24 protein-coding genes and 1 pseudogene are annotated in these 24,093 nt (G+C 64.2%); 10 read left to right on the top strand and 15 right to left on the bottom strand.

Annotation, left to right across the window (positions count from 1 at the left end):
* The coding region (locus tag ACN0YF_RS13280; protein WP_417494757.1) for a hypothetical protein at positions 1 to 213 on the bottom strand (213 nt) is incomplete at its 3' end.
* A 220-nt stretch (positions 214 to 433) separates the two neighbouring features.
* Between ACN0YF_RS13280 and ACN0YF_RS13285 the strand changes: the two genes are divergently transcribed.
* Complete coding sequence (locus ACN0YF_RS13285) at positions 434 to 883, top strand: host attachment protein (RefSeq protein ID WP_417483056.1); 450 nt, start codon at positions 434 to 436, stop codon at positions 881 to 883.
* A gap of 33 nt (positions 884 to 916) precedes the next feature.
* On the opposite strand, the gene ACN0YF_RS13290 is transcribed toward ACN0YF_RS13285, so the two are convergent.
* Entirely contained in the window at positions 917 to 1,678 is a 762-nt protein-coding gene (locus ACN0YF_RS13290; protein WP_417494758.1) for a creatininase family protein, read from the bottom strand.
* A 366-nt stretch (positions 1,679 to 2,044) separates the two neighbouring features.
* Between ACN0YF_RS13290 and ACN0YF_RS13295 the strand changes: the two genes are divergently transcribed.
* A complete protein-coding gene (locus ACN0YF_RS13295; RefSeq protein WP_417494759.1) occupies positions 2,045 to 2,866 on the top strand; it encodes a class I SAM-dependent methyltransferase in 822 nt (273 codons plus the stop codon).
* Between the two features lie 78 nt (positions 2,867 to 2,944).
* On the opposite strand, the gene ACN0YF_RS13300 is transcribed toward ACN0YF_RS13295, so the two are convergent.
* The 6 genes from ACN0YF_RS13300 to ACN0YF_RS13325 form a co-directional block, all read right to left on the bottom strand.
* Positions 2,945 to 4,402 carry a methyl-accepting chemotaxis protein gene (locus tag ACN0YF_RS13300; protein WP_417494760.1) on the bottom strand — a complete coding sequence of 486 codons (1,458 nt, stop codon included), beginning with the start codon at positions 4,400 to 4,402 and terminating at the stop codon, positions 2,945 to 2,947.
* A complete protein-coding gene (locus ACN0YF_RS13305) occupies positions 4,399 to 4,770 on the bottom strand; it encodes a hypothetical protein (protein WP_417483060.1) in 372 nt (123 codons plus the stop codon). The genes ACN0YF_RS13300 and ACN0YF_RS13305 overlap by 4 nt, the downstream gene beginning before the upstream one ends.
* Positions 4,771 to 4,849: 79 nt before the next feature.
* Complete coding sequence (locus ACN0YF_RS13310; protein WP_417494761.1) at positions 4,850 to 5,683, bottom strand: GNAT family N-acetyltransferase; 834 nt, start codon at positions 5,681 to 5,683, stop codon at positions 4,850 to 4,852.
* A complete protein-coding gene (gene rlmN / locus ACN0YF_RS13315) occupies positions 5,680 to 6,870 on the bottom strand; it encodes a 23S rRNA (adenine(2503)-C(2))-methyltransferase RlmN (protein WP_417494762.1) in 1,191 nt (396 codons plus the stop codon). Before rlmN ends, ACN0YF_RS13310 begins: the two co-directional genes overlap by 4 nt.
* A gap of 88 nt (positions 6,871 to 6,958) precedes the next feature.
* Positions 6,959 to 7,468 (bottom strand): hypothetical protein, encoded by a 510-nt coding sequence (locus tag ACN0YF_RS13320; RefSeq protein WP_417494763.1) that lies wholly within the window; start codon positions 7,466 to 7,468, stop codon positions 6,959 to 6,961.
* Positions 7,469 to 7,594: 126 nt separating this feature from the next.
* On the bottom strand, positions 7,595 to 8,458 hold the full coding sequence (locus ACN0YF_RS13325) for an isoaspartyl peptidase/L-asparaginase family protein (RefSeq protein WP_417494764.1): 864 nt from the start codon (positions 8,456 to 8,458) through the stop codon (positions 7,595 to 7,597).
* Positions 8,459 to 8,633: 175 nt separating this feature from the next.
* Here ACN0YF_RS13325 and ACN0YF_RS13330 point away from each other — a divergent pair, with 175 nt between their 5' ends.
* Positions 8,634 to 9,416 (top strand): SDR family NAD(P)-dependent oxidoreductase, encoded by a 783-nt coding sequence (locus tag ACN0YF_RS13330; protein ID WP_417494765.1) that lies wholly within the window; start codon positions 8,634 to 8,636, stop codon positions 9,414 to 9,416.
* Positions 9,417 to 9,579: 163 nt separating this feature from the next.
* Positions 9,580 to 11,826, top strand: a complete 2,247-nt coding sequence (locus tag ACN0YF_RS13335) for a TonB-dependent receptor family protein (RefSeq protein WP_417494766.1) — start codon at positions 9,580 to 9,582, stop codon at positions 11,824 to 11,826.
* Positions 11,827 to 11,832: 6 nt separating this feature from the next.
* Here the strand turns inward: ACN0YF_RS13335 and ACN0YF_RS13340 are convergent, their stop codons facing one another.
* Positions 11,833 to 12,360: a CC0125/CC1285 family lipoprotein gene (locus ACN0YF_RS13340; protein ID WP_417483067.1), complete on the bottom strand. Its 528-nt coding sequence runs from the start codon at positions 12,358 to 12,360 to the stop codon at positions 11,833 to 11,835.
* Positions 12,361 to 12,489: 129 nt separating this feature from the next.
* Here ACN0YF_RS13340 and ACN0YF_RS13345 point away from each other — a divergent pair, with 129 nt between their 5' ends.
* Entirely contained in the window at positions 12,490 to 12,891 is a 402-nt protein-coding gene (locus ACN0YF_RS13345; protein ID WP_417494767.1) for a hypothetical protein, read from the top strand.
* Between the two features lie 35 nt (positions 12,892 to 12,926).
* On the opposite strand, the gene ACN0YF_RS13350 is transcribed toward ACN0YF_RS13345, so the two are convergent.
* Together ACN0YF_RS13350 and dapF are read right to left on the bottom strand one after the other, a co-directional pair.
* Entirely contained in the window at positions 12,927 to 14,252 is a 1,326-nt protein-coding gene (locus tag ACN0YF_RS13350; RefSeq protein WP_417494768.1) for a tetratricopeptide repeat protein, read from the bottom strand.
* A 107-nt stretch (positions 14,253 to 14,359) separates the two neighbouring features.
* The gene (gene dapF / locus ACN0YF_RS13355; RefSeq protein WP_417494769.1) at positions 14,360 to 15,178 is read right to left on the bottom strand and encodes a diaminopimelate epimerase; all 819 of its coding nucleotides are present in this window, start codon (positions 15,176 to 15,178) and stop codon (positions 14,360 to 14,362) included.
* A 97-nt stretch (positions 15,179 to 15,275) separates the two neighbouring features.
* Here dapF and ACN0YF_RS13360 point away from each other — a divergent pair, with 97 nt between their 5' ends.
* Positions 15,276 to 17,483 carry a prolyl oligopeptidase family serine peptidase gene (locus ACN0YF_RS13360; RefSeq protein WP_417494770.1) on the top strand — a complete coding sequence of 736 codons (2,208 nt, stop codon included), beginning with the start codon at positions 15,276 to 15,278 and terminating at the stop codon, positions 17,481 to 17,483.
* Positions 17,484 to 17,564: 81 nt separating this feature from the next.
* Here ACN0YF_RS13360 and ACN0YF_RS13365 read toward each other — a convergent pair whose 3' ends face one another.
* From ACN0YF_RS13365 to ACN0YF_RS13375, 3 genes are all read right to left on the bottom strand, one after another.
* The gene (locus ACN0YF_RS13365; RefSeq protein ID WP_417494771.1) at positions 17,565 to 18,092 is read right to left on the bottom strand and encodes a DUF1254 domain-containing protein; all 528 of its coding nucleotides are present in this window, start codon (positions 18,090 to 18,092) and stop codon (positions 17,565 to 17,567) included.
* Positions 18,092 to 18,661 carry a DUF1214 domain-containing protein gene (locus tag ACN0YF_RS13370; protein ID WP_417494772.1) on the bottom strand — a complete coding sequence of 190 codons (570 nt, stop codon included), beginning with the start codon at positions 18,659 to 18,661 and terminating at the stop codon, positions 18,092 to 18,094. The genes ACN0YF_RS13365 and ACN0YF_RS13370 overlap by 1 nt, the downstream gene beginning before the upstream one ends.
* A gap of 86 nt (positions 18,662 to 18,747) precedes the next feature.
* Positions 18,748 to 20,445, bottom strand: coding sequence for a hypothetical protein (locus tag ACN0YF_RS13375; RefSeq protein ID WP_417494773.1), 1,698 nt, complete (start codon positions 20,443 to 20,445; stop codon positions 18,748 to 18,750).
* Between the two features lie 168 nt (positions 20,446 to 20,613).
* Between ACN0YF_RS13375 and ACN0YF_RS13380 the strand changes: the two genes are divergently transcribed.
* The 4 genes from ACN0YF_RS13380 (at position 20,614) to ACN0YF_RS13395 (ending at position 23,703) form a co-directional block, all read left to right on the top strand.
* On the top strand, positions 20,614 to 21,324 hold the full coding sequence (locus tag ACN0YF_RS13380) for a response regulator transcription factor (RefSeq protein ID WP_417483075.1): 711 nt from the start codon (positions 20,614 to 20,616) through the stop codon (positions 21,322 to 21,324).
* A 10-nt stretch (positions 21,325 to 21,334) separates the two neighbouring features.
* A complete protein-coding gene (locus ACN0YF_RS13385) occupies positions 21,335 to 22,957 on the top strand; it encodes a stimulus-sensing domain-containing protein (RefSeq protein ID WP_417483076.1) in 1,623 nt (540 codons plus the stop codon).
* Positions 22,958 to 23,023: 66 nt separating this feature from the next.
* Positions 23,024 to 23,431, top strand: coding sequence for a PTS sugar transporter subunit IIA (locus tag ACN0YF_RS13390; protein ID WP_417467747.1), 408 nt, complete (start codon positions 23,024 to 23,026; stop codon positions 23,429 to 23,431).
* A complete protein-coding gene (locus tag ACN0YF_RS13395; protein WP_417494774.1) occupies positions 23,428 to 23,703 on the top strand; it encodes an HPr family phosphocarrier protein in 276 nt (91 codons plus the stop codon). Before ACN0YF_RS13390 ends, ACN0YF_RS13395 begins: the two co-directional genes overlap by 4 nt.
* A 25-nt stretch (positions 23,704 to 23,728) precedes the next feature.
* Here ACN0YF_RS13395 and ACN0YF_RS13400 read toward each other — a convergent pair.
* Positions 23,729 to 24,093: pseudogene (locus ACN0YF_RS13400) on the bottom strand (hypothetical protein); the annotation flags it as partial.

Genomic DNA, 24,093 nt, shown 5'->3' on the forward strand with positions numbered 1-24,093 from the left:
GCGGATCGGCAGGCCGAGAATCGCCTCGGCCACCGGATTGAGGGCATCGGTCAGCTCGGTATGCAGGAAAAACAGCGCCCCGGAACCGATCATCAGACCCAGCACGGCGAGGATCACGGTGTAGGGCAGGCGCAATTGCGCAGCGAGCGGCTCGGCCGCGCCGATTACGAGGAAGAGTGCTGCAATGACTGTGGTGATCAGAACGATGTCCATACGCCTGAATAGCCGGGAAATCAGGCGTATGGAATCGGTATGATACGGAAAAATCCGCAAGCTGGATGAAATTGCAGACGCAGGGCTGAATTCATCGTCTTCGCCGCGCCCGGCCAGTGGCTGACGGGCAGGAGCCGCGACAATATGCGCCGGGCTGCGGCCTTGCGTGCGGTTGTGCCCATAACCAGTTCAAGGGTGGAAGAAACAAGGGAGACTGCCCGTGAACACCCCCATCGACGCTATCACTTGGGTCGCCGCGCTTGATGGCGGCAAGGCGCTGATCTGGCGCAATGAAGGCTTTGACGACCAGCCCAATCTGAAACTGGTTGATCAGGACGAGCTCGACAATCCGCCCGCCCATGATCATGACTCCGACCGCCCCGGCCGGGTCATAAAGGCCAGCGGGGCCCATGCCGCGGTGGAACACACTGACGGGCACAGCCAGGCCAAGCACAATTTCGTGCAGTCAGTGGTCGCCCGGCTCAATCGCGAAGCCGGGAAAGGCGCATTCGACCGCCTCGTCCTGCTCGCGCCGGCGCATGTGCTCGGCGAGGCCCGTCCGCACTATTCCGATGCGCTGAAAAAGCACCTGATCGAGCGTGAGCGCGATGTCGTGAACCAATCCACCGACAAGATCGAGGCGCAATTCATCGCCGCCCTGGCCGAATAGGACCCGGAACTCCAATGCGCCGCCGCGAACTGTCTATTGGGCAGCTAGGGCGGCGTTCTTGCTTCCGAAGAAAGCCTCGACATCGGCGATAAGGGCCTGTTTGGCCACGGCCACGATCTGCGCGCCCTTCTCCGGTGTCGCCTGCGACGGATCCGAGCCGATGCGGCCATCGGGGAATCTGGCGCGATAATCGGCAGCATCGGCAAAGCTTCCCGAGGGTGCGATCTTGGGGCTCATTTCAACGGATTTGATCGCCTGCGGCAGGGCATATTGCGTCACCGAGACTTCCGAGGCGGTGGCGTGCGAGCCCTCGCCGACCGGGAAGAGCTGTTTGCAGGTGTCCATCACGCCGGGCAATTCCCACCAGTTGCGCTGCATCAGCCGCGCCGGGCATGGCTCGGCATCGAGCGACCATTGCGCGTAGAACTCGGCGAAGGCGGCGCTGATCGTGGTGATATTGCCGCCATGGCCGTTGAAGAAATAGATCCGCTTGAAACCGTGGCGCAGCAGGCTTTCCGTCCAGTCATTGATGACGGCGATCATGGTCGAGGGCCGCAGCGTCATCGAACCGGGAAAGCCGAGATGGTGCTGGGCGATACCGACATTGAAGGTCGGTCCGACCAGGAAGCCCGCCTCGGCGGCCGCTTCGGTGGCGATCACTTCCGGGCAGATCGAATCCGTGCCCACCAGGCCGTTGGGCCCGTGCTGTTCGGTCGAGCCGATCGGAATCACGATGCCCTTGCAGCGCTTCAGATAGGTTTCGACTTCAGGCCAGGTGGCGTGATGGAGCAGCATGGCGTGGCCCTTCGCAGCAAGATCGGATTGCCGAGATAAACGGCCTGCGTGGCGAAGTGCAAGTGGCTGCAAGCAGTGCGGCGGGATCAGTCTTCGCGGCGGCTTTCGGCCCGGTAGATGAGGGCGGCGCCAACGGCCATGATCGTCGCGATCGCGAGCATGAAGTGCATGATTCAATCTCCCCAGGTCGCGGAAGGAATCAGGCTCCGGACACACGCTATTCAATGCCAGAAAAACCCTTCTCAAGGGTAAAGGCTTGAATCTTTGAGGGTCGGTCAGGGTCTCACAGCGAATTGATTGGCGTCGCGCACCGTCATGGGGATGATTGTCGCCGAAAGTCTGGGGATCATTTTCGGGGACAAGACCATGCGCCTACTCTTTTGCCTTTCCGCTGCAGCCCTCGCGCTGGCAGCCTGTTCACCGTCCGGTGAAACAGACACCGCGCCCGCTGCCGCTCCGGCCGGTGGTGATGACGCGTCGGCAGCCGCCGCTGCGCCGCAGGCTGATCCCATGCCGGTGATGATCGAGGCGGCGCTCGCCGACGCCTCCCGTCCGGAAGAGGACCGTTTGCTCGATGTTGCACGCCATCCGGCGGAAGTGCTGGCCTTTGCCGGTCTCGAGCATGGCTGGCAGGTTGCCGATATTGTGCCGGGCGGCGGCTATTACGCCCGCGTGCTTTCGACGGCCGTTGGTGAGGAAGGCCATGTCTATGCCTTCAACCCGAGCTGGGTCGCGGAGGCTTTTGCCGACGGCAATACCGCCCTGGGCGAGCTGGCGGATTCCCGCAGCAACATGACCCGTGTGGTCGCTCCCCTGGAAGGCCTGGACGCGGCGATCGATACGCCGCTGGACGCGGTTTTCATGGTGCTTTTCTATCATGACACGGCGCATTCGGGCACGGATCGCGCGGCAATGAACCAGGCGATCTACGACGCCCTGCGCCCGGGCGGCGTCTATATCGTGATCGACCACCACGCACCGGACGGGTCCGGCGTGACCTTCGTCAATGACACCCACCGTATCGACGCCCAGGTGGTGCGCGACGAGGTGATGGCGGCCGGCTTCGTGCTTGATGGCGAAAGCGAAATGCTGGCCAACCCGGCCGATGACCGCACCGGCAGCGTGTTCGCACCGGATATCCGGCGGCATACGGATCGCTTCGTCTACCGCTTCCGCAAGCCGGCCTGAGCGGTCAGACGGGCAGAATGAGATACGGGCGGTGCCAGCCTGGCACCGCCCGCTTTTTGTTCTGCTGAAGGCCTGCCGTCAGGCGGCGTCGAGTGCGGCTTTGAAGGCGTTGAGCTCGGCATCGAGCTGAGTGGCTGACTGGTTGAGTTCCGACGAGGCGAGCATGAATTCCTCGGCCGCGGTGCTGGTGCGGCCGGCGGCGCCGTTCACATTGTCCATTTCGCGTGTGACTTCGGAAGTGTCGCCGGCAGCCCGTTCGGCCAGCTCGGCGATTTCGCGCGTGGCGCTGCTCTGTTCCGAGAAGGCACCGCGAACACTGTTCGACGAGGCGCGCAGCTCTTCAATCGTTTCGGCAATCTTGCCCAGCGAACTGGCGGCTCCGCCCGAGGCGCCGCGCATGGCCTCGATGCGTCCGGCAATATCGCTGGAGGCGCGCGAGGTCTGTTCGGCCAGGGCCTTCACTTCCGAGGCGACGACGGCAAAGCCCTTACCGGCCTCACCGGCCCGGGCGGCCTCGATGGTGGCGTTGAGGGCGAGCAGATTGGTCTGTTCGGCGACGGCCGCGACCAGTTGCATGATGTCCTCGATTTCCTTGGCGGCTGCCTGCAGGTCATCGATCGAGCGGCCGGCACCGACAGCCTCGGCTGCGGCGCGTTCGGAGACATCATCGGAACTTTCCAGGATGCGCGAAACTTCGGAGATCGAGGCTGACAATTGTTGCGCGGCGGCGGCCACGGACTGGACATTGGAATTGGTGTGACCGGCACGTTCGGCGGCGCTGCGGGCGCCTTCCTGGGCCGATCCCGCATCGACCTGCAGCTGGCGGGCCAGGGAATCGACCTGGCCGGCGGCCCCCGATACGCCACCGGCGACGGTGCGCAGGGCATCCTGGAATTCGGTCGCAAGACGCGCCACAGCGGCGCGGCGCGTTTCAGTATCGGCCTTGGCGCTTTGCTCTGCCGCGGCGCTGTCTGCAGCCGATTGCTGGGCCGCATTGGCGTCCCGGGTGCTCACGTCCGCTTCGGTCAGCGCCTTGGCCGCCTGGGCAGTCATCCAGATCAGCGGGACGCTCTGGCCAATGACGATAATGGCGTGAAACACGACGCGGAAAAAGCTCGCGCCTTCGGGGAAGATTGCCCAGGGCAGGATGAAGTTGAGGGAGAGATGGTGAACCGCGGTTACGGCGGCGGCGGCCACGATCACGCGCCAGTCGAGCAGGACGGCGGTCGCGGCCAGACAGGCAAAGAACATCATGTGCATGTCGATCTGCCAGGCCGAGCCGCTCATCATGTAGACGAGCGTCGCGGGGAAGGCGATCAGGGCTGCGCCGGTTGTGATGCGTGACGCGGTCGAGTTCGGATCGGTCTTCCAGACAAAGACTGCGGCACCGGCCACGGCGGCCAGCAGGATCGTGCCGGGGATCAGGCGATCAGCCGCCAGGAAGAAGGCGGCGAGCGGGTAGAGAAGTGCTCCGGCGCAGATGACGAGGGTCAGCGCTGACTGGGCCTGGGTTCTGAGGTGATCAAGACGAGTCATGTCGAAGTTCCGATGCTGGAGAATGCGGAGTCAAAGGGGGTGGAGGCGCCGCGCGGCAACAGGCAGCCGCCCAGGGCCCCGGGGGGCAGGAAAATCAGGGCGCCGGCCTGGCGTAATGCGGTGAGGGAGGTCTCGTCGACGATCTGCACAATGCCGATATTTGCAAAGGCACCGAAGCGGACGAAGGACAGGTCCGCATCCGCCGTCGCGAGCATGACATCGGCATGTGTCCAACCCGGCGGGAAGATGGCCGCCGCTTCATCGCCGCGCACGGGCTCAAACGCAGACAATAGCGGAGCGCTGATCACAGCCAGACTGACGGCGATGGCGGGGAGATAGCGGCGAAGGGCGGTCGGGCGGGCGCGCACGGTTTCGATTCCTTACTGGATGAAACCTTCAGACCATGATTGTGGTTAAAGAACCCTTTTGGGTGCGCCTCAGGCGAGCCTAGTTGCGGATCCGGCCAAAGATCAGGCTGTCGCGGACCCCGATATGGGTTTCCCAGGCGGCGCGCAGCCGTCCCTCGAGCTCGAAGCCGAGCGCCTCGAGCAGGCGGATGGAGGCGGCATTGTCGGGATCGGTATCGGCATAGATGCGGCGCAGGCCACGGGTTGTGAAGCCATGTTCAACAACGGCCGCGGTGGCTTCGCGGGCATAGCCGTGACCCTGCTGGTCGGGGCGCATCATATAGCCGGTCTCGGCCGCATTGTTCTTGCGATCCATCAACACGACCCAGCCGAGCGCATCTTCGGGCGTGTCCTTGAGCGCGATGACGAAGCTCTCCACCCCGTCGCCGCGGATATTCCAGCTGAGATAGTCGCGCACCGCTTCGATATCGGCCAGCGGGCCGCGCGACCAGTATTTCATCGTCTCCGGATCCGTCAGGGCCGGCAGGAAGGCCTCGCAATCCTCCAGCACCATGGGCCGCAGGAGCAGGCGTTCAGTGGTCAGCAAGGCGGGCTCAAGGCGCGGGGTTGGCGCCGTCAGCGCATCATCGGTGAGGGTGAGGCGGGTCTCGTCGAAGCGCTCCTCGATACAGGCCTGCATGGTCTTGAAACAATCCTGCGAGAACCAGTCATGGTCCGCGAAACAGGCGGTGCGGACCTCTTCGGAGGGCCACAGCGCATAGGACCAGAACAGCCCGTCCTCGCCCTCGTGCAGGCGGGCGCCATAGGATTTGCAGGTCAGGTGAATCAGGCGCGTGCCCTCGCTCCAGGCGGCGCGGAATTCAGCTTCGCGGCCGGGCTTGAGACGCCAGCGGTAAAGGATAGCGGCGGTCATTCACTGGCGGCGGCTTGCTGCTCCAGCCGCTGTTTCTTCAACACGCTCGCCTTCACCTTCTTGCTTTCCGAGCGCAATTGCCCGCAGGCGGCGAAGATATCGCGGCCGCGCGGGGTGCGGATCGGGGAGGCATAGCCGGCCTTGTTGACGAGGTCGGCGAAGGCGACGATCTGCGGCCAGTCCGAGCACTCATAGGGGCTGTTGGGCCAGGGATTGAAGGGGATGAGATTGATCTTCGCCGGCACGCCCTTGAGCAGTTTCACCAGGGCGCGCGCCTCGGCCAGGCTGTCATTGACGCCCTTCAGCATCACATATTCGAAGGTGATGCGGCGCGAATTATTGAGGCCCGGATAGGCGCGGATCGCGTCCATCAGCATTTTGAGCGGGTATTTCTTGTTCAGCGGCACCAGCTCGTCGCGCAGGGCGTCATTGGTGGCGTGCAGCGAGATGGCCAGCATGGTGTTGGTGCGGGTGCCGAGCTCGGAGATTTTCGGCACGACGCCGGAGGTCGAGACCGTGATGCGGCGGCGGCCGATGGCCATGCCTTCGGGATCGGAGATGGTGTCGATCGAGTCCGAGACATGGTCGAGATTGTACAGGGGCTCGCCCATGCCCATGAAGACGATATTGGTGACCTTGCGATCATCGTTCGAACTTGGCCATTCGGCCAGATCATCACGCGCGATCATCACCTGGGCGACGATCTCGGCGGCGGTGAGATTGCGCACCAGGGCCTGGGTGCCGGTATGGCAGAAGGTGCAATTGAGCGTGCAGCCCACCTGGCTGGAGACGCACAGCGCGCCGGAACGGGCGACATCGGGAATGAACACGGTCTCGCACTCGACGCCGGGCGACAGCTCGATCAGATATTTGCGCGTGCCATCGGTGGAGACGAGGCGTTCGAGGATGCGTGGCCGGTCGAGCGTGTAATGGGCGGCAAGGCGGGCACGCGTCTCCTTGTCGATATTCGTCATCTCGTCGAAGGAGGTGCTGCCGTAATGATAGATCCAGCCGAACAGCTGGTTGGCGCGCATCTTGGCCTTGCGTTCCTCGACACCGCAGGCGAGCGCCGCTTCGCGCAATTGTGTCCGGCCCATCCCGGCCAGCGACGGCAGGGCGCGCGGCGTGGTTTCGTCGATGCGCGGGGCATTGGTCTGGGCGGCAGCGATGTTCAGCGCATGGTTCATGATCGAAACGGTCGTCCAAGGGGTCGGGAGGCGCGCGCAATATCACAAAAGCGCGGCCCGGCCTAATCGCGTCTGGTGCCGGTCGGGCCTAGCCGCAGAGGCTGGAGACCCGTTGCAAGGCGGCCGTGACGCCGCTGAGCGAGAATTCATAGGCGGTGGCAATGCCGTCGACCGTGGTGCCGGTGACGCGCATGGTCGAGCCGCGACGCATTTCCCGGATCAGGGAGGGCTCGTCGCCCAGATTGTCGAGAAAGCCTTCCTGACCGTCGGCGAACAGGTCAAAGCGGCTGGAGCCGACCCGGATTTGTGGCGGGCTGTTGGGGCGCAGGTCATAGCCGACCAGCAGGCTGGGCTGTTCCTCGACCGCACCGGACTGCCAGGAGGAGACGAGGAAATAGACATTGCCATGGTCATGGGCGAGCGGGGTTGCGTCGCGTGGCCGGCTCAGCGTGTAGCAGACCAGCCCGTCATCACCGGTGCGGGTGAAGACCCGCCAATCGCCATACTCGCCGCGAAATTCGGGCTCGCTCTGCGCCAGCGCCGGCGCGCCGAGGCCGAGGACGAAAACGAGAGCAGTCAGACAAAGTCGGAACGTCACGGCAATACACCTCACAAAAGACCACAGGACAAAAGCGCACTCAGATGGCGGTATGATGGCGAGGGTTAAGTCCGCGCTAAGATTTGCCGCAGGACGCAGATTTTACCCGTTCATTTCCGGTGTGCGCTAGCTGATATCGACGGTGATCGCACCGTCGGCATGGACCACGGCGCGCTTCATGCCCGGCGAATTGAAGGGCTGGGCGATATTGCCATGCCGGTCAACGGCGATCAGCCCGCCTTCGCCGCCCAGTGCGCCGACATCGTCAATCGCGGCCTGGCAGGCCGTTGCCAGGTCGGCGCCGCCATAGGCCATGCGGGCTGCAACGTCCTTGGCCGTGGCGCGGCGCAGGAAATACTCGCCCTGGCCGGTGCAGGAAACGGCGACCCGGTCATCGGCCCAGGTGCCCGAGCCGATCACCGGGCAATCGCCGATGCGGCCTTCCATCTTGTTCAGCGTGCCGCCGGTCGAGGTCGAGGCGACGAGATGTCCCGCCTTGTCGAGTGCGACGCAGCCCACCGTCCCGGTCGCCATGGCCCGGTCGTCGGGCGCGGCGGCGGGGGTGTAATAATCGTTCACGCTGTCGACCCGCTCGAGATTCTGTTGCATCGCGAAGGCATCGGCGCCGCGTCCGGCGAGCATGACGTGCGGGGTGGTTTCCATTACGGCGCGGGCTGCCAGCACCGGGCTGACAAAACCGGTGAGTGCGGCCACTGCGCCGGCCTTGCGATCGACGCCTGTCATGATCGCGGCGTCGAGCTCATAGCGTCCGGCCTTGTTGGGCGAGGCGCCCTTGCCGGCGACATAGAGGCCCGAGGCTTCCAGCTGACGCACGATTTCCGTAACGGTGTCGAGGGCGCTCTCGCCTGATCCGAGCATGGCCTTGCCGAGTTCGGCCAGCTTGCGCATGTGGACGATCTGTTCGGGATAACCGTGATCGGCGAGCACACCGGCACCGCCATGGAGAAGAAGCGCATAGGGGCCGGACATGTCAGGGTCTCCTGGCAGAGAGGTGGGATCGCGGCCAGCTCTAACATTGGCCGGGGCGGCGGTGAAGCCGGGAATGCGGCGCTGTGCCCCGCTTGCGGAAGCAGCGCCTTTTCGCTACGCCCCTGAACAGAAATCTTGTTTGGCGATGTGCCAATCCACGCAGGGGAATGAACCGATGAAAATTGACGCGTCTATTGCCGCTATCGTTACGGGCGGCGCTTCCGGGCTCGGCGAAGGCTCGGCCCGCCGTCTGGCCGCCGATGGTGCCAAGGTTGCCATTTTCGACATGAATGCCGAGCGTGGCGAAATGGTCGCCAAGGAAATCGGCGGCGTGTTCTGCCAGGTCAATGTCGCCGATGAAGCCAGCGTCGATGCCGGTTTCGCCAAGGCCCGCGCGGCCCATGGCCAGGAGCGCATTTTCGTCAATTGTGCCGGGATCGGCTGGGCCGAGAAGACGGCGCGCCGCTCCTCCTCGACCGGCGAAGTTTCCGCTCACAGCTTTGCCGGCTTCTCCAAGGTGATCTCGATCAATCTGATCGGTTCCTTCATCTGCGCCGCCAAATCGGCTGCCGGCATGATGTCGATCGATCCCGATGGCGGTTCCGGCCGCGGCGTGATCATCAATACCGCTTCGGTTGCTGCCCAGGACGGCCAGATCGGCCAGGTGGCCTATTCCGCTTCCAAGGGCGGGATCTACGGCATGACCTTGCCGATGGCCCGCGACCTGGCGCGCGAAGGTATTCGCGTCAACACCATCCTGCCGGGCTTCTTCGAGACGCCGATCTATCAGCAAATGCCGCCGGAAGTGAAAGTGAGCCTCGCCTCGCACCTGCAATTCCCGCAGCGCTTCGGCACCCCGGCCGAATACGCCGATCTCGTCGCCTTCATGGTCACGAATGACTATATCAACGCCGAATGCGTCCGCCTCGATGCCGGTGCGCGCATGCCACCGAAATAGTCAGCGGATCCAATTCTGGATGGAAGGGCCGGGGCGATCCCCCGGCCCTTTTTCTTTGCGCACCTGCGACAGACTATGCAACTCACTCTCAATATTTCTGGACACGCACCGGCATGCTCTGTAATTGCGGTTCATTCGCAATGCATGTCTGCCGGGGGTTCCCATGCGCCATACGCTTTTGTCCGCGACCGCACTGGTCGCGATTTCCATGCCCGCCTGGGCGCAGGAAACGGCGTTGGCGAACAGCCATGCTGATGTGATCGCGGTGATCGGGCTCGGTGGCGATCCGAATTCAGTGCCCGGCTCGGCAGACCTGCTCGATGCCGAGGATCTCGCGGTCCATGACTATCCCGACATCACCCGCCTGCTGCGCACCGTCGCCGGGGTGAATATCCAGGAAGAGGATGGCTATGGGCTGCGCCCGAATATCGGCATGCGCGGCACCGGCCTCGACCGCTCCGAGAAAATCACCCTGATGGAAGACGGCGTCCTGATCTCCCCGGCGCCCTATGCCGCCCCTGCAGCCTACTACTTCCCCCATACCGGCCGCATGGCCGGGGTTGAAGTGATCAAGGGTGCGGCGGGTGTGCGCTACGGGCCGCGCACCCAGGGCGGCTCGCTCAACCTGCTCTCGACGCCGGTTCCGGAGAGTTTCTCCGGCCAGCTGGACGTCTGGGCCGGTGATGAGGGCATCCTGCGCGGGCATGGCTTTGCCGGCGGGATGACGCAAACGGCCGATGGTGTTCGCATTGGTGGCCTGCTCGAGGCCTATCTCGACAGTGCTGACGGTTTCAAGACGATCGACGGTTTCGAGGGCGCGTCGACCGGCTATGAGATCGAGGACTATGTCGGCAAATTCCGCTTCGAGTTCGACGCCGGCGGTATCGCCCACATGTTCGAGCTGAAGGGCCAGTATTCAGACGAGCTGTCCAACGAAACCTATCTCGGCCTCACCGAGGCCGATTTCGCCGCCGATCCCTTCCGCCGCTATGCCGGCAGCCAGCTGGACGCGATGGACGCGCAGCATTCCGAAATTTCGCTGCGCTATCGCGGCGAGCTGGAGGGCGGTCTGGTCTTCTCTGCCGTTGCCTATTCGACCGAATTCTCCCGCGACTGGTTCAAGCTCGACAGCGTCGATCCCGATGGTGCCGGTGCCGCCGGATCGGTTTCCATCGCCGCCCTGCTCGAGGACCCGGCCGCCAATGCCGATGCCTTCGATGTCGTGCTCGGTGCCAGCGGCTTTGTCTCCGCCGACGATGCCTTGCGGGTCAAACACAATAATCGCGATTATGCCGCGCAGGGCGTCCAGTTCGAGCTCGCCGGTGACATGACCCTGGCCCGGGCTGACCATGCCTGGCGCGTCGGCATCCGCGCGCATCGCGACGAGATGGACCGCTATCAATGGGTCGAGCGCTTCCGCATGGATGATGGCCAGATGGTGCAGACCAGCGTCGATGCGCCCGGCTCCGATTCCAACCGGATCGAAAGCGCCGAGGCCCTGGCCCTGTTCATCCAGGACGAGATCAGTTTCGGCAACTGGATGCTCACCCCCGGCCTGCGCTATGAGCGCGTCGAACTGCGCCGCGAGGATTTCGGGAAGCTGGACCCCGACCGTACCGGCGCCAATCTGACGGTGCGGACCAATACGATTGAAGCGCTCATTCCCGGTATCGGGCTGCGCCATGATCTTGATGACCATCTCTCGGTGTTTGCCGGCGTGCATCGCGGTTTCGCCCCGCCGGCCCCCGGTTCCACGACGCAGGAAGCGGAAGACGCGACCAATTGGGAATTGGGTGCGCGCTATGGCCGCGAAAACTGGCAGGTTGAAGCGATCGGTTTCTTTAACGGCTATGAGAACCTGATCGGCAGCTGCACCAATTCAACCGGCGGGGACTGCACGGTCGGTGACCAGTTCGATGGCGGCAGGGTCGATGTCCGGGGCCTGGAACTGACCGGCGATGCCGATCTCGGCCCGGTGCTCGGGGTCGGTTTTTCCGTGCCGGTGCGCGCGGCCTACACCTGGACCGAGGCCGAATTCCAGACCGCGTTCAATTCCGGCTATGAGCCCTGGAGCGTGGTGCAGACCGGTGATCTGGTGCCCTATATCCCGGAACAGCAATTATTCACCGCTATCGGCATCGAGACCGACCGGTTCGGCGGCGAGCTCGCAATCTCCTGGGTCGATGAAGTGCGCACCCGGGCCAGCCAGGGGGCTATTTCCGCCAGCGAGCGCATCGAAAGCCACACCGTGGCAGATTTCTCCGCCTGGTATGCCTTCAGCGATCAGCTGCGGGCGCGCCTTTCGGTCCGCAATCTGACCGACGAGGTCTATGCCGTCGCGCGGCAGCCGGCCGGATTGCGGCCGGGTGCGCCGCGCGCGGTTCTGGTGGGTCTGTCTGCCAGCTTCTGAGGCGGATCAGCCTGCTTCGGGCCGCACAATCTGCGGGCCGAGATTGGCTGTGACATCGCGCGCGTCGAAGGCGTTGGCGTCATCGGGCTTGGCACCACGGCCGAGCACGATTTCGGCACTGGCCTCATAGCGGGTGATCTCCCGGTAATTGATGTCGTTCCAGAACGGATCACCACCGCCATGCCAGCCCCAGCGCGGGTGGAAATAGCTGTATTGCAGGCCGAAGCCGGGCCGGTAGAACGGATCACCGCCGGAACCGACAATCCGGGTCTCTGTGTCGGTGGCGCGTTGCACGACGATGAAGTGATCGAACCCGCGCTCCAGCGTCAGCTCGGCGGCGCGGTAGAGGAAATAGGTCTCGACAGTTTCGCGGTCGGTCAGTGAATTGCCACTGAAGGATACCCGGAAGCGGTTGGACTCAATCTGGGTCTCCTGGAACCCCCACTGATCACCCCCGGCCGCCTGGTAGGGCGTCGGCGTGGCGCAGGCTGTGAGGACGGAAATTCCGGCGAGGCAGATAAGGAGGCGTTTCATAATCTTGTCCTTGGTCAGTTTCCCGATCGGGATTCATCAATTATGACTCGTCTCGCCCGGTTTGGAAGCGCCGAATCAAAATTGGTTTTTGGTACGCCTGTTTCAAGGTGATGGAGTTTATGTCGCACCATGTCGGGAATTTGTACCAGCACGATCCTTAGACTGGCGGTGGGCGCCCTTGTGCTTGCGCTCGCCATGGCGCTTGCCGGGCCGGGCATGGCGTCTGCCGAGCTGCTTGAAGAAGCCGCTGCCCGTATCGTGGCCGTCTGCGGCGCCCGCGCCCATCCGGCTCCGGCCTGCCAATGCCTGTCCCGCGAGGCGGGGTCCCGCTTCGATACCGAGCAGCTGGAACATATCGCCGACGCGCTGGAAGCGCATGAAACGGTGGCCGAAACCGGTGAGCGCATGCGCCGGGCAGGCATGCCCGAAGGCGAGGTCGCCAGTGTCATCCACCGGCTCGCTACGGCCGAGGTGGTGATTCAGCAGACCTGTGGGGCATCAATCTTCGAGCCCGGGACTGCCGGGGGCTAGGTCTGGCGCAGCCGGCGGCGCTTGATGTTGATCCGCTAGGGCAGCCGGAACTGAAGAATGATCGTCGCCGGGCGCGGTTCATCGGGAGCGGACCCGTCTTCGGGAAACAACGGCCAGGCGGCATTGGCCACCAGCCAGCCGCGGCCATCAGCCAGGTCGACCAGCGTCGGTTCCGTATCGTCTGTCATGTCGCGATGGCCGCGCAGAAGGACATCCACATTGGCGACGGCATGTCCGGCGGCATCGAGATCGATGGCCATGAGCTGGTGCGGCGAGACGCCGTTGCGTACCGCAATCAGCCGTCCCTCGCGGGTATTGAGGAAACCATCAATCCCGATCAGGCTCTCATCGCCGGGACGAACCAGCGAGACGCTGTGATCGCCCAGATCGATCCTCCAGATGCCCATGGCGTAGTCGGCGGCATAGAGCGCGCCATGCGCCAGTGCGAGGCCCTGCAGGCTGACGAAGCGCGGGTCCTCGACCAGAAGTTCCAGCTGGCCGGAGAGCGAGTTGAGCACATAGATGCGTGGCGCACCGGCATCGGCGACGTAAACCATGCCGTCGCGCACCACGAAATCGCCGAGCCGCTCGGCCCCCTCGATCTCGTAGCGGCGATAGAGGTCGCCTGTCGTCATGTCGAAGGCGAACAGGGCCGTGCCGGTCTCCTCGTCCGCTGCCAGCGGGGTCTGAGGCACGACGCCGGATGCGGCCCAGACCATGCGGCTGCGGTCATCGACGGCAATGCCGAATACGGACCACAGCCCGTCCTCGCGGTCGGCGAACACGACCGGCTCGTTCGGCGCGAAGGGTTCGAGCATCAAAATCTCGCGCCCGGCAACCGAGGACAGGAAGATCCGGTCGGTCTCGATATCGATGGCGACGCCCTCGATCAGCGCGTCGGGCCGGTCAATGCGGGCCGCCCGCTCCGCTTGCCCGGCAGGGGCCAGATTGGCCGCCAGCTGCTGATTGATGGCGGCGAAGCGCTGGCTGTCGGTGGCTGCGAGCCATCCGGCTTCGTCAGCGGTATCATAGCTCAGCCCGGCTGCGGCCATGCGTTCAAGCACGTCGAGCGCATCGTCTGGACGTTCCGCTTGCTGTGCCACACGGTAGAGCCCGCGAAGGATGGCAGGGTGGCCCGGCTTGAGATCGAGGGCGGCCTCGAGCATGCGTCGCGCGCTCTCATAGTCGTCGGACCGCAGGGCAGTGTTGGCGCCGGCAAACAGCTCCATCGCAATGCTCTGGGGCGTTGGCGCGGTGGACCCTGCATTCGCGCCATTGTCCTGGGCCATTGCGGGCAGGGCGATCAGCGCTGCCAGTCCAGTCGCCGCCAGGAGATTCCGGATGGAGTGAAACTTGTCCATGAACACGCCTTCTGATCAGTGCCGTTCCGCGCAAGCGCGGCGAAGTAACTGGATAATATTAGGATAAGTCTGGCCCGAAAGTTACTTTTGCGACAGTTGCCCGGCGCTTACAGATCGATTTCGATCTCGCCCTGGTCCTCGACGGGCCCCGTCAGGATGACATGGCTATCGCTCTCGCGCCATTCGACGAACAATTCGCCGCCATCGGCCATGACCGATGCGCGCCGCCCCACCAGGCCGCGGCGGTGCGCGGCGACGAGCGCCGCACAGGCCCCGGTGCCGCAGGCCGGGGTCAGACCGGCGCCGCGCTCCCAGACGCGCAGGCGGATATGGGCGGGGTCGAGGATCTGGGCAAAGCCGGCATTGACGCGTTCCGGGAAGACCGGATCGAATTCAACCTCGCGCCCGAGCTGTGCTACCGGCAGGTTCTCGACATCACGGACGAAGAAGACGGCATGGGGATTGCCCATATTGACGGCGCCGGGATTCTCGATCCGGATACCGTCGATTTCGGTGTGAAAATCCAGGCTGACCGTATCCATCGGCCGCGCCAGCGGGATCTCGCTCCAGTCGAGTCGCGGCACGCCCATGTCGACACTGACTTCCTGCCCCGGCGTACGGCTGGCCAGCAGCACGCCGGCCGCCGTGTCGATGGCGATCCGGTTGCGGGCGCTGTCTTCCATCATCCGCCATGCCGCGGCGCGTGTCCCATTGCCGCAGGCGCCGACCTCGTCGCCATCGGCATTCCAGATCCGCATGAAGGCATCGGCGCGTCCGGAGGTCTCCAGAACCAGCAACTGGTCGAAGGGCCAGCGCTGTGCCCACTCGCGGATCCGGGCGGCGTCGATCCGGGTCGGCGACGGTCTGCCGCGCGCATCGGCGAGGATAAAGGCATTGCCGGCGCCGTTCATCAATCGTGCTATCATCCTGTTGCGATAGCGCCGAGACGGCTTTACGTCCAGCACCAGAGCGGGCTTTACTGCGCCCTGAACCGGTAGAGGGAATTCAATGATGAGCTCAACGATGAGCAAGTTGATGGCGACGGCAGGCGCATTGCTGCTGGCAGCGTGCAGCCAGCCGGCCGTGGACAATGGAGACAGCGTGACACCTGAGAACACCGCCGCCGGGAACGGCCGGCAGATCGTCCAGATTGATCCGGAGAACGATCCACGCCTCTGGCTGGAAGAGGTCGAGGGCGAGGAGGCGCTTGCCTGGGTTGAAGGCCAGAACGAGCGGACCTTTGATCGCCTGCAGGGCGATCCGCGCTATCAGGGCATGTTTGACGAGGCCCTGGCCATCTATCAAAGCGAGGACCGGATCCCGGGCGGCGCCTTCTATGGCGGCTATGTGTGGAATTTCTGGCGGGACGCGACCCATTCCCATGGTCTGTGGCGCCGGACGACGATGGAAAGCTATGTCACCGACACGCCGGAATGGGATGTCATCCTGGATCTTGATGCGCTGTCTGAGGCTGAAGGAAAGAACTGGATCTGGCGCGGCGCGAATTGCCTTGGGCCGGATTACGAGCGCTGCATTCTCACCTTGTCCGACGGGGGCACCGATGCCGCTGTGCGCCGTGAGTTCTCTGTTGCGGACCGCGCCTTCATCGAGGGCGGGTTCGAAACACCCCAGGCCAAGGGTGGCGTGAGCTGGGTTGATGCCGACACCCTGCTGGTCGGACTGGCCACCAGCGAAGCCGATACAACCGCGTCGGGCTATCCATCAGTCGCATATCGCTGGCAGCGCGGAACCGCGCTGGCGGATGCCGTCGAAGTCGTGCGCGGCAATCAGGCGGATGTCGGCCTGTTCACATTCCGCGTCGAGGATTTCGACGGCACGGCCTATATGATGGCCTCCCAGGCCGTCACTTTCTACGACACCACCTGGTGGTATCTGCCTGCGGATGCGGCGCCGGTTCAGCTGCCGCTGCCGGCCAAGTCCTCGATCCAGGATATTTTCCACGGCCAGCTGATCTTCACCATCGAGGAAGAGTGGACGCCGGCCGAGGGTGGCGAAAGCTTCGCCCAGGGCTCCTTGCTCTCCTTTGAGATGGCGGAATTCGCGGCGAGCGGAGACTTGCCCGCCGTGCACACCGTCTATGTCCCGCGGGCCCGGCAATCGCTCGGCGGTATGGGCTCGACCCGTACGGCCTTCCTGGTCGAGATCGACGAGAATGTCGCCGGCGGGCTGGAAGCCTTCCATTTTGAGAATGGCGCCTGGACCTCGGAAACGATCCCGGTTCCGGCCAATATGACGATCGGACTGGGCAGCACGAACAGCCATGAAGACCTGGCTTTCATGAGCGCCGAAGGCTTCCTGACCCCCGATACGCTTTCGCTGGTCAATTCCGCCGAACTGACGGTTGAGCCGATCAAATCCATGCCGGCGCGTTTCGATACCGAAGGCCTGGTGGTGGAACAGCGCGAAACCGCATCGACCGATGGCACGATGATCCCGTATTTCGTGGTGCGCCGCGAAGACACGGTGATGGATGGCACGACCCCGACCCTGCTTTACGCCTATGGCGGTTTCCAGGTCTCGATCCGTCCGAGCTATTCGGGTGTGGCTGGCCGCCTGTGGCTGGAAAATGGCGGCGCCTATGTCGTTGCCAATATCCGCGGCGGTGGCGAGTTCGGGCCTGCCTGGCACCAGGCCGGCCTGAAAATGAACCGGCAGATCATCTATGATGATTTGATCGCGGTGGCGGAGAACCTGACCGAGACCGGTCTGACCTCGCCGCGTCATCTCGCTGTCTATGGCCGCTCCAATGGCGGCCTGCTGACCGGTGTGATGTACACCCAGCGGCCAGATCTGTGGAATGCGGTCGTCTCCGGCGTGCCACTGCTGGACATGCTGCGCTACAACCAGCTGCTGGCGGGCAATTCCTGGATGGGCGAATACGGCGATCCGGCTGATCCTGACGAAGGGGCCTTCCTGCGCTCGATTTCGCCCTATCACAATGTCGATGCCAACGGCGAATACCCGGAAATCTTCCTCTACACCTCGACGCTCGATGACCGGGTTCACCCGGGTCATGCGCGCAAGATGGCGCATCTGCTGTCCGAGGTGGGGCATTCCTATCTCTATTACGAGAACACGGTGGGCGGCCATGCCGGGGCGGCCAATCTGGCCGAGAACGCCCTGCGCGATGCCCTGTTCTACACCTTCCTGACCCAGAAGCTGGTGGATCCGGACGAGCCGGCGGACGATGCCGACGCGTCACCGGAATAGCCGGGCCTGGTCCATCGACCGGCCTTGTTGAATGAGAGACCCCGGAGCCTGGCTCCGGGGTTTTTCGTTGGCCATGCGGGATCAGCGCTGCTGGGTCTCACACATGAAGCTGCGGCGGCCGGCATCGGCCACCTCAAGCCCGGACGGGTCCTCGACGATGCGGCGGTAGAGGACCAGGCCCGTTTCGCTGGGGCTCTCGACCGGTATGGCACCGGCCGGTGCGGTCGTGGTGCCGGCCTGGTCAAGCCAGATGGCCGCCGCGCGGCCCTGGTCGCGATCACTCAGCGTGAAGATGTTGTTGGTGTGCGCATCATACAGGCTGATGGAGGCATAACTGCCGCTCTGTGGCCATTGGGCCTGGATCAGGAGCGGGCCATCCGAAAGGTCGAAGGGGCAGACTGAGTAGAGGATGTCCGGGCTGGGCCGCACCACGCCGCGGCTCGTCTCGGTCACCGGCGGGACGTGGGTGACGCCGTTGAGCGGGGCACCGCCATCCAGGATGCGCTCCATCGTCCGCGACATGATGAAGCCCGGCACCCGGTCCAGGCTCACCCAGAAGCCGAGCGCTCCCGCCAGCAGTCCGGCGGCGAGGGGAACCAGCCAGCGCATCAGCGTTCGCCTCCGCAGGACAGCCGCTCGATCACCGGCAAGGCGGCGAGGGTCGGGGCCTCGCTGATCGCGTCAGCGGGTTGATACAGGCGCATCGTCAGGGCGAAATCGCCGCCATTGCGCGAACTGAGCCAGTTGGCTGCACTGTCCGGCCGGGTCGCGGCGATCAGCACGGTCATCGGCTCCGCGATGCCGGGCCCGGCCTGCCCGGCTGTGACCGAGGCGGCCTGATCGCCATTCACCGCCAGATAATCATCTTCGGCATAGAGGGTGAGGCTCCACCAGCGCGCATCGGGCTGGGCGTCAAAGCTGACGCGATAGGTGCAATCCTCGCGCAGCGTTTCGCCCTGATCGTCTGTCGTGGCGTTGAAATAGATGGTTTCGGACCGGTTCAGCGCCAGCAGGCCGCGCCGGGCGATGACCGCCCGAAGCATGGGTCCGGCATCGGGGGCGCCGATCAGGAGATTGGTCCGCCAGGGTCCCGCCCGGGCGCCACCGATTTCAAGCGGACCGAATACGAGCAGCAAGGCCAGCGCGCTGCCGCCCGCCAGTCCTGCCAGTATTGCCAATCCGGTTCTGATCCACATGCGGCGAGACTAGGCGTGGGGCTGCGACTTGAAAAGCCCGCAGGCGCGGCTCCGGATGCTCGCCGGCATCAGGCGGCGTTTGCGCGAGGTGTGAGCTGGACCAGCATGGTCTGGATCTGTTTGAGCTTGGCCTTGCCCTCGGCGGTCGCCGATTCGCTGGTGCCGCCCGCAGATTTGAGGTGCCGGATCGCGCGGGCCTGGGCATCCTGTGCACATTGGCCGGCCGGCAATGCGCCGGCAGTTGCCAGCCGGAGCAGTCCTGTGGCCTTGTCGAGCGCCGGACGATCCCCGGCCTCGACGGCGTTGAGGATCTTGCTTTCATCGATGATCTTCATGCCAAGCGCATCGAGGGCACTCGCCAGCTCGCCCTTCTCGCGGGCCGGGTAGTGGCCCTTGAGCACGCGGCGCTGATGCGCGGTCAGCGAGGCCAGCCGTTCCAGCGGCTTGCTCGGGCCGCGCAGATACCAGGTGGTGATCGTCTGCGAGCCGAGCAGGCCCTGAATATAGCCGGCCAGTTTCTGCTTGTTGATCTCGCCGACAATATTCTCTTCAAGACCGAGCAAAAGCTCGATTTCCTCATCGGGATCGCGCGCGTGTTTCAGCAATTCATCGATCGTTTCCGGGTGCAGGAGACGGGCCGAGCGGGCCGCGAAGGCCTTGATCAATGCGTCGGTCGGCAGCAGGGAATCCGGGCTCATGACCAGTTTCTGCGCCAGCTCCCGCGCCAGTCGAAGCTCCTCGGACAGGCTGCTCGGGCGCAGGCGTTTGGGGCGCTGCAATTCTGCCAGAAGGTTTTTGGCGACGACATTGCGGCAGGCGTCCATTTCGCCCTTGCCGATATTGCGAGCCATGCGCTTGCACACACCCGGTGCATAATTGATGGCTTCGGCCCCCGGGTCGCCATCGAACAGGCAGGTCAGCCGTTCCAGGGTTTCTCCCAGATCCCGGCACTGGCCGAGCAGCGCCGCCATGCCGGCATCGAAACTGATGACTTCGGCGGCGTAGTTGTCGATTTCCGTCAGGGCGAAATTCCGCTCGGGCCCCTCTGCATCGAGTTTGTCGCCCATGTCCATCAGGGCGTCGAGCTTGTCGCCATATCGTTTGGCGGATTTCAGGCGGTTCGCCATGGCGGCGCGCAGGAGATAGGCGCGTTGATCGCCGGCATGGATCTCGCTGACGATTTCCTTGAACGGTTTGGAGGCCGGGTAGTCGGGCAGGCGCTTGGCGCGGGCATCTTGGTAGATGCGCGTCAGGGCCATCTGGACCAGCTCGTTGAGCTGTTTCACATAGCCGTGCACATCGGCATCGCTGTCCTTGGCGCTGGCGATCGCGACCTTCTGGACCGCGTGCTGCAGATCGGTGCCGGAGGCCTCGAGATTCTCGACCAGGTCCGGCCGGTGCAGCAATTCCATTGGCAGGGCCTGCAGGCGTTCGAACCAGGCCGTGAGCACCCGGCGGATCGTGTCGCGTGCGTGTGGCTTCGACAGGTCTTCGGGCGAGAGGCAGGGCAGGCTGGCGGTGCCGGTCTTTTCCTCATCGGAAGCGAATTTTTCCTCGCCGAGCTCTAGGATCGGGACGGAGCGGAAGGTGCGCGCGTCCTCGTCATAGACTTCCTTGGTCAGGCGGACAGAGCCGGTCTTGTTTTTCGCGAAGACATCATGCGCCAGCCGAATGGCTGTTTCGCGGTCGTCCTGCGCTTCATACAGGGTCCACGCAGCCTTGCGGTTCTTCTTCAGGAAGACTTCGAAATGCGTATCGGCAGCCATTATCACCCCCGGTGAATCGCGGTCGAGACTGGGCCAATAGGCTTAAAAGCATATGAACCGGGCGCATTCAGGCGGTTCCTGCTTGGCGTGCGGGCCCTGCCGCGTCTATTCTCCCGGTCGAACGGCAATATTCGGCTTTCGGTTTGCGGTGCAATGGGCGGAGATGGCATGGCTACAATTGCGCTCGTCGATGACGACGAGAACATCATTACTTCGGTCTCGATCTTTCTTGAGGGCGAGGGCTATCATGTCCGGACCTATAATGACGGTGCCTCGGCGCTGGTTGCGCTGACGGAGGATCCGCCGGACCTCGGAATTTTCGACATCAAGATGCCGCGTATGGATGGCCTCGAATTATTGCGGCGCCTGCGGCAGTCCTCGAACATCCCGGTGATCTTCCTGACTTCGAAAGATGACGAGTTCGACGAGGCGCTCGGTCTCAATCTCGGTGCCGATGACTATATCGCAAAGCCATTCTCCCAGCGTCTGCTCGGCGAGCGCGTCAAGGCGGTGCTGCGTCGTGCCCGCCTGGCGTCGGAACCGCTGACGCTGACCGGTGGCGAGCCGGGGGACAGCAAGCCGCTGGACCGCGGCAAGCTGCTGCTCGATTCCAACCGCCATGCCTGTTCCTGGGTTGGCGAGCCGGTCCGGCTGACGGTGACGGAATTCCTGATCCTGCAGGCCCTGGCCACGCGCCCCGGCTATGTGAAGAGCCGCGACAATCTGATGGATGCCGCCTACGACGACCAAGTATATGTCGATGACCGCACGATCGACAGCCATATCAAGCGGATCCGGAAGAAGTTCCGGGAAGTCGATCCGGAATTCGATTCCATCGAGACCCTCTATGGCGTGGGTTACCGGTACAAGGAAGATTGACGTAGCTGACATGCGCGAGACCTTCCGGCGATCACGCGCCTTTCTGCGCGGGCTGACGCCCCGGGCGTCTTCGCGTCTGGCCCAGCTCATCCTGGTGGCGAATTTTGTCGCCCTGGGTGTGCTGGTCGTCGGCATGCTGGCCCTGACCGAAACGCGTCGCGGTCTGGTCAATGCCAAGCTCGATTCGCTGCGTAGCCAGGGCGAATTGATCGCCAATGTGCTGGCCGAGGGGGCGTCGGATGGATTTCCGGCCCCCGCCCTGCGCAATGACGACGCCCGTGCACTCCTGCGCCAGCTCTACGTGCCGGCCGAAGCGCGTGTCCTGGTCTTCGACAAGGGCGCGACCCTGGTGGCGGACAGCCATTTGCTGGCCGATGTGTTTGAAACCTCAGAACTGCCCCCTGCCGGCGCCGATCCGGCCGGAGATGACGAATCCGCCGCCAGTCTTCCGAGCCGCCTGCTGGATGGTTTTGCCGATATCCTGCGTTCTCCCGAGGAACGCGAGGCGCTGAACCGGGAACTGCGCGACGAGGTTCGCCAGGCCATTGCCGGCGGGATTATTGCCGGCGTCCGGCGTGAGCCCGATGGCCGCCGCGTGGTGTCGGTCTCGATACCCATCCAGCCGGTCCGGGCCGTGGTCGGGGTGGTGACGATCGAATCCTATGATCTCGACCGGCTGATTGATGCCGACCGCCGCGCCCTGCTGCCCTTCATCCTGATTGCCGCGCTGGTGACCGGCATGTCCTCGCTGGCGCTCACTGTCTTCATCGCCCGGCCGATCCGGCGGCTGGCGCGGGCGGCGCACGAGGCCCGGCGGGCCGGCGGGCGGCGGGTCAAGATGCCGGACCTGCGGGCGCGCAAGGATGAGATCGGCGAACTTGGCGTGGCGCTCTCGGAGATGACGGATGCCCTTTATGACCGGCTCGACGCGATCGAAAGCTTCGCCGCCGATGTCGCGCACGAGCTGAAAAACCCGCTCACATCGATCCGCTCTGCCGCCGAGACCCTGCCCAAGGCCAGGGATGATGTCCGCCGCGACCGCTTGCTGGCGGTCATCACCGCCGATGTCGCCCGGCTGGACCGGCTGATCACCGATATCTCCCGCGCCTCCCGGGTCGATGCCGAACTGGCGCGCGAGGATGTGTCGCCCTTTGATCTTGGCGGTCTGCTCGAAAGCCTGACCGAGGCCTATAATGACACGCCGGGCTGCAAGGTTCCGGTGGTGTATGAAAGCCAGGTTCGGGACAGCCATGTTCTTGGCCGCGAAGGGCCGCTGGGGCAGGTGTTCCGCAATCTGATCGACAATGCCATCACCTTCAGCCCGGCAGGCGGCAAGGTCTATGTGACGGCGGTGCGCGGACAGCGTGAGCCGCGCGCGACACTGGTCATCACGGTGGATGATGACGGCCCGGGCATCCCGGCGGAGAATCTTGAAGCGGTGTTCGAGCGCTTCTATACCGAGCGCCCCGCCGGCGCCGCGTTCGGGACCCATTCCGGCCTCGGGCTGGCGATTTCCCGGCAGATCATCAAGGCCCATGGCGGCCGCATCACCGCCAGCAACAGGCTTGATGCGACGGGGGCTTGTCTGGGTGCGCGCTTCACGGTCGAGCTGCCCGCCGCGCCGCAGCACTGACAAAGAAGCTGCTTGTGTTGCAAAAAGACGCTTCCCCGATGAGCCAAGCCGCGATTAGATGATCGCATGATAGGAGTTGTCGTCGTCAGTCATGGCCGTTTGGCCGATGAGTTCGTGGCCGCCACAGAGCATGTGGTCGGACCCATGGATGCGTTTCTGGCTGTCTGCATTGGGCCGGACGACGATATGGAAAAGCGCCGCAACGATATCCGGCAGGCGATAGCCGATGCTGATCGGGGCGAAGGCGTGCTGGTCCTCACCGACATGTTTGGCGGTACGCCGTCGAATCTGGCGATCTCCCTGCTCGAGGCGGGCAAGGTCGAGATCATTGCCGGGGTCAATCTGCCGATGCTGATCAAGCTGGCCGAAGCCCGCTCCCGCGCCGATCTCGATAGCCTAGCCCGGATGGGCGAGGATGCCGGCAAACGCTATATCGCGATCGCCTCGAATGTCCTTGAAGGCTCCGGCAAGTGAGCCGTGCCGAGCGCCGCGTGACAATCTGCAACAATCGCGGCCTGCATGCGCGCGCGGCGGCGAAGTTCGTCGAACTGGCGCAGGGCTATGACGCGGTGATCCACGTTTCGCGGGACGGCGAGACCGTGAATGCCGATTCCATCATGGAATTGTTGATGCTGGCCGCGGGCAAGGGTTCCGAGATCGGAATCGAAGCCTCCGGCACGCAGGCCGATGAAGTCGCCGAGGCGTTGGCGGCCCTGGTCGAGGCCGGCTTCCACGAGGAAGACTGATCCGGCCGGGCGATAGCCCGCCGCGCTAGACCGCCTTGTCCGGATCAATTTCCACTTCAGGCGCACCGGGTGCGAAATCGCCGCTGGCGCTCTCCATCATCGGATCATGATCGTCATCAATCATCGGGTCCTCGATAGCCGCCGCTGCTGTCGCAGTGACGTCTGCCTGGGTCTCATTTCCGGCATCGGCCAGCACGCTCGCGACGGCTTCGACAGGCTCGGCTTCTGACACGGCATCCTGCGCCGCTGCGCTGGCAGTGATGACCTCGACAGGCTCGTCTGCCGGCGCGTCATCCGTCTCAACGACCGGCATCGGGGCGAGGGCCTCGGCGGCTGGCGCTACGGCCATCAGCTCCGGCTCGGCCGGTGCTGGTGCTGCGCTGGCCGTGG

It is taken from the genome of Maricaulis sp. (assembly GCF_048270265.1).
Classification (GTDB): domain Bacteria; phylum Pseudomonadota; class Alphaproteobacteria; order Caulobacterales; family Maricaulaceae; genus Maricaulis.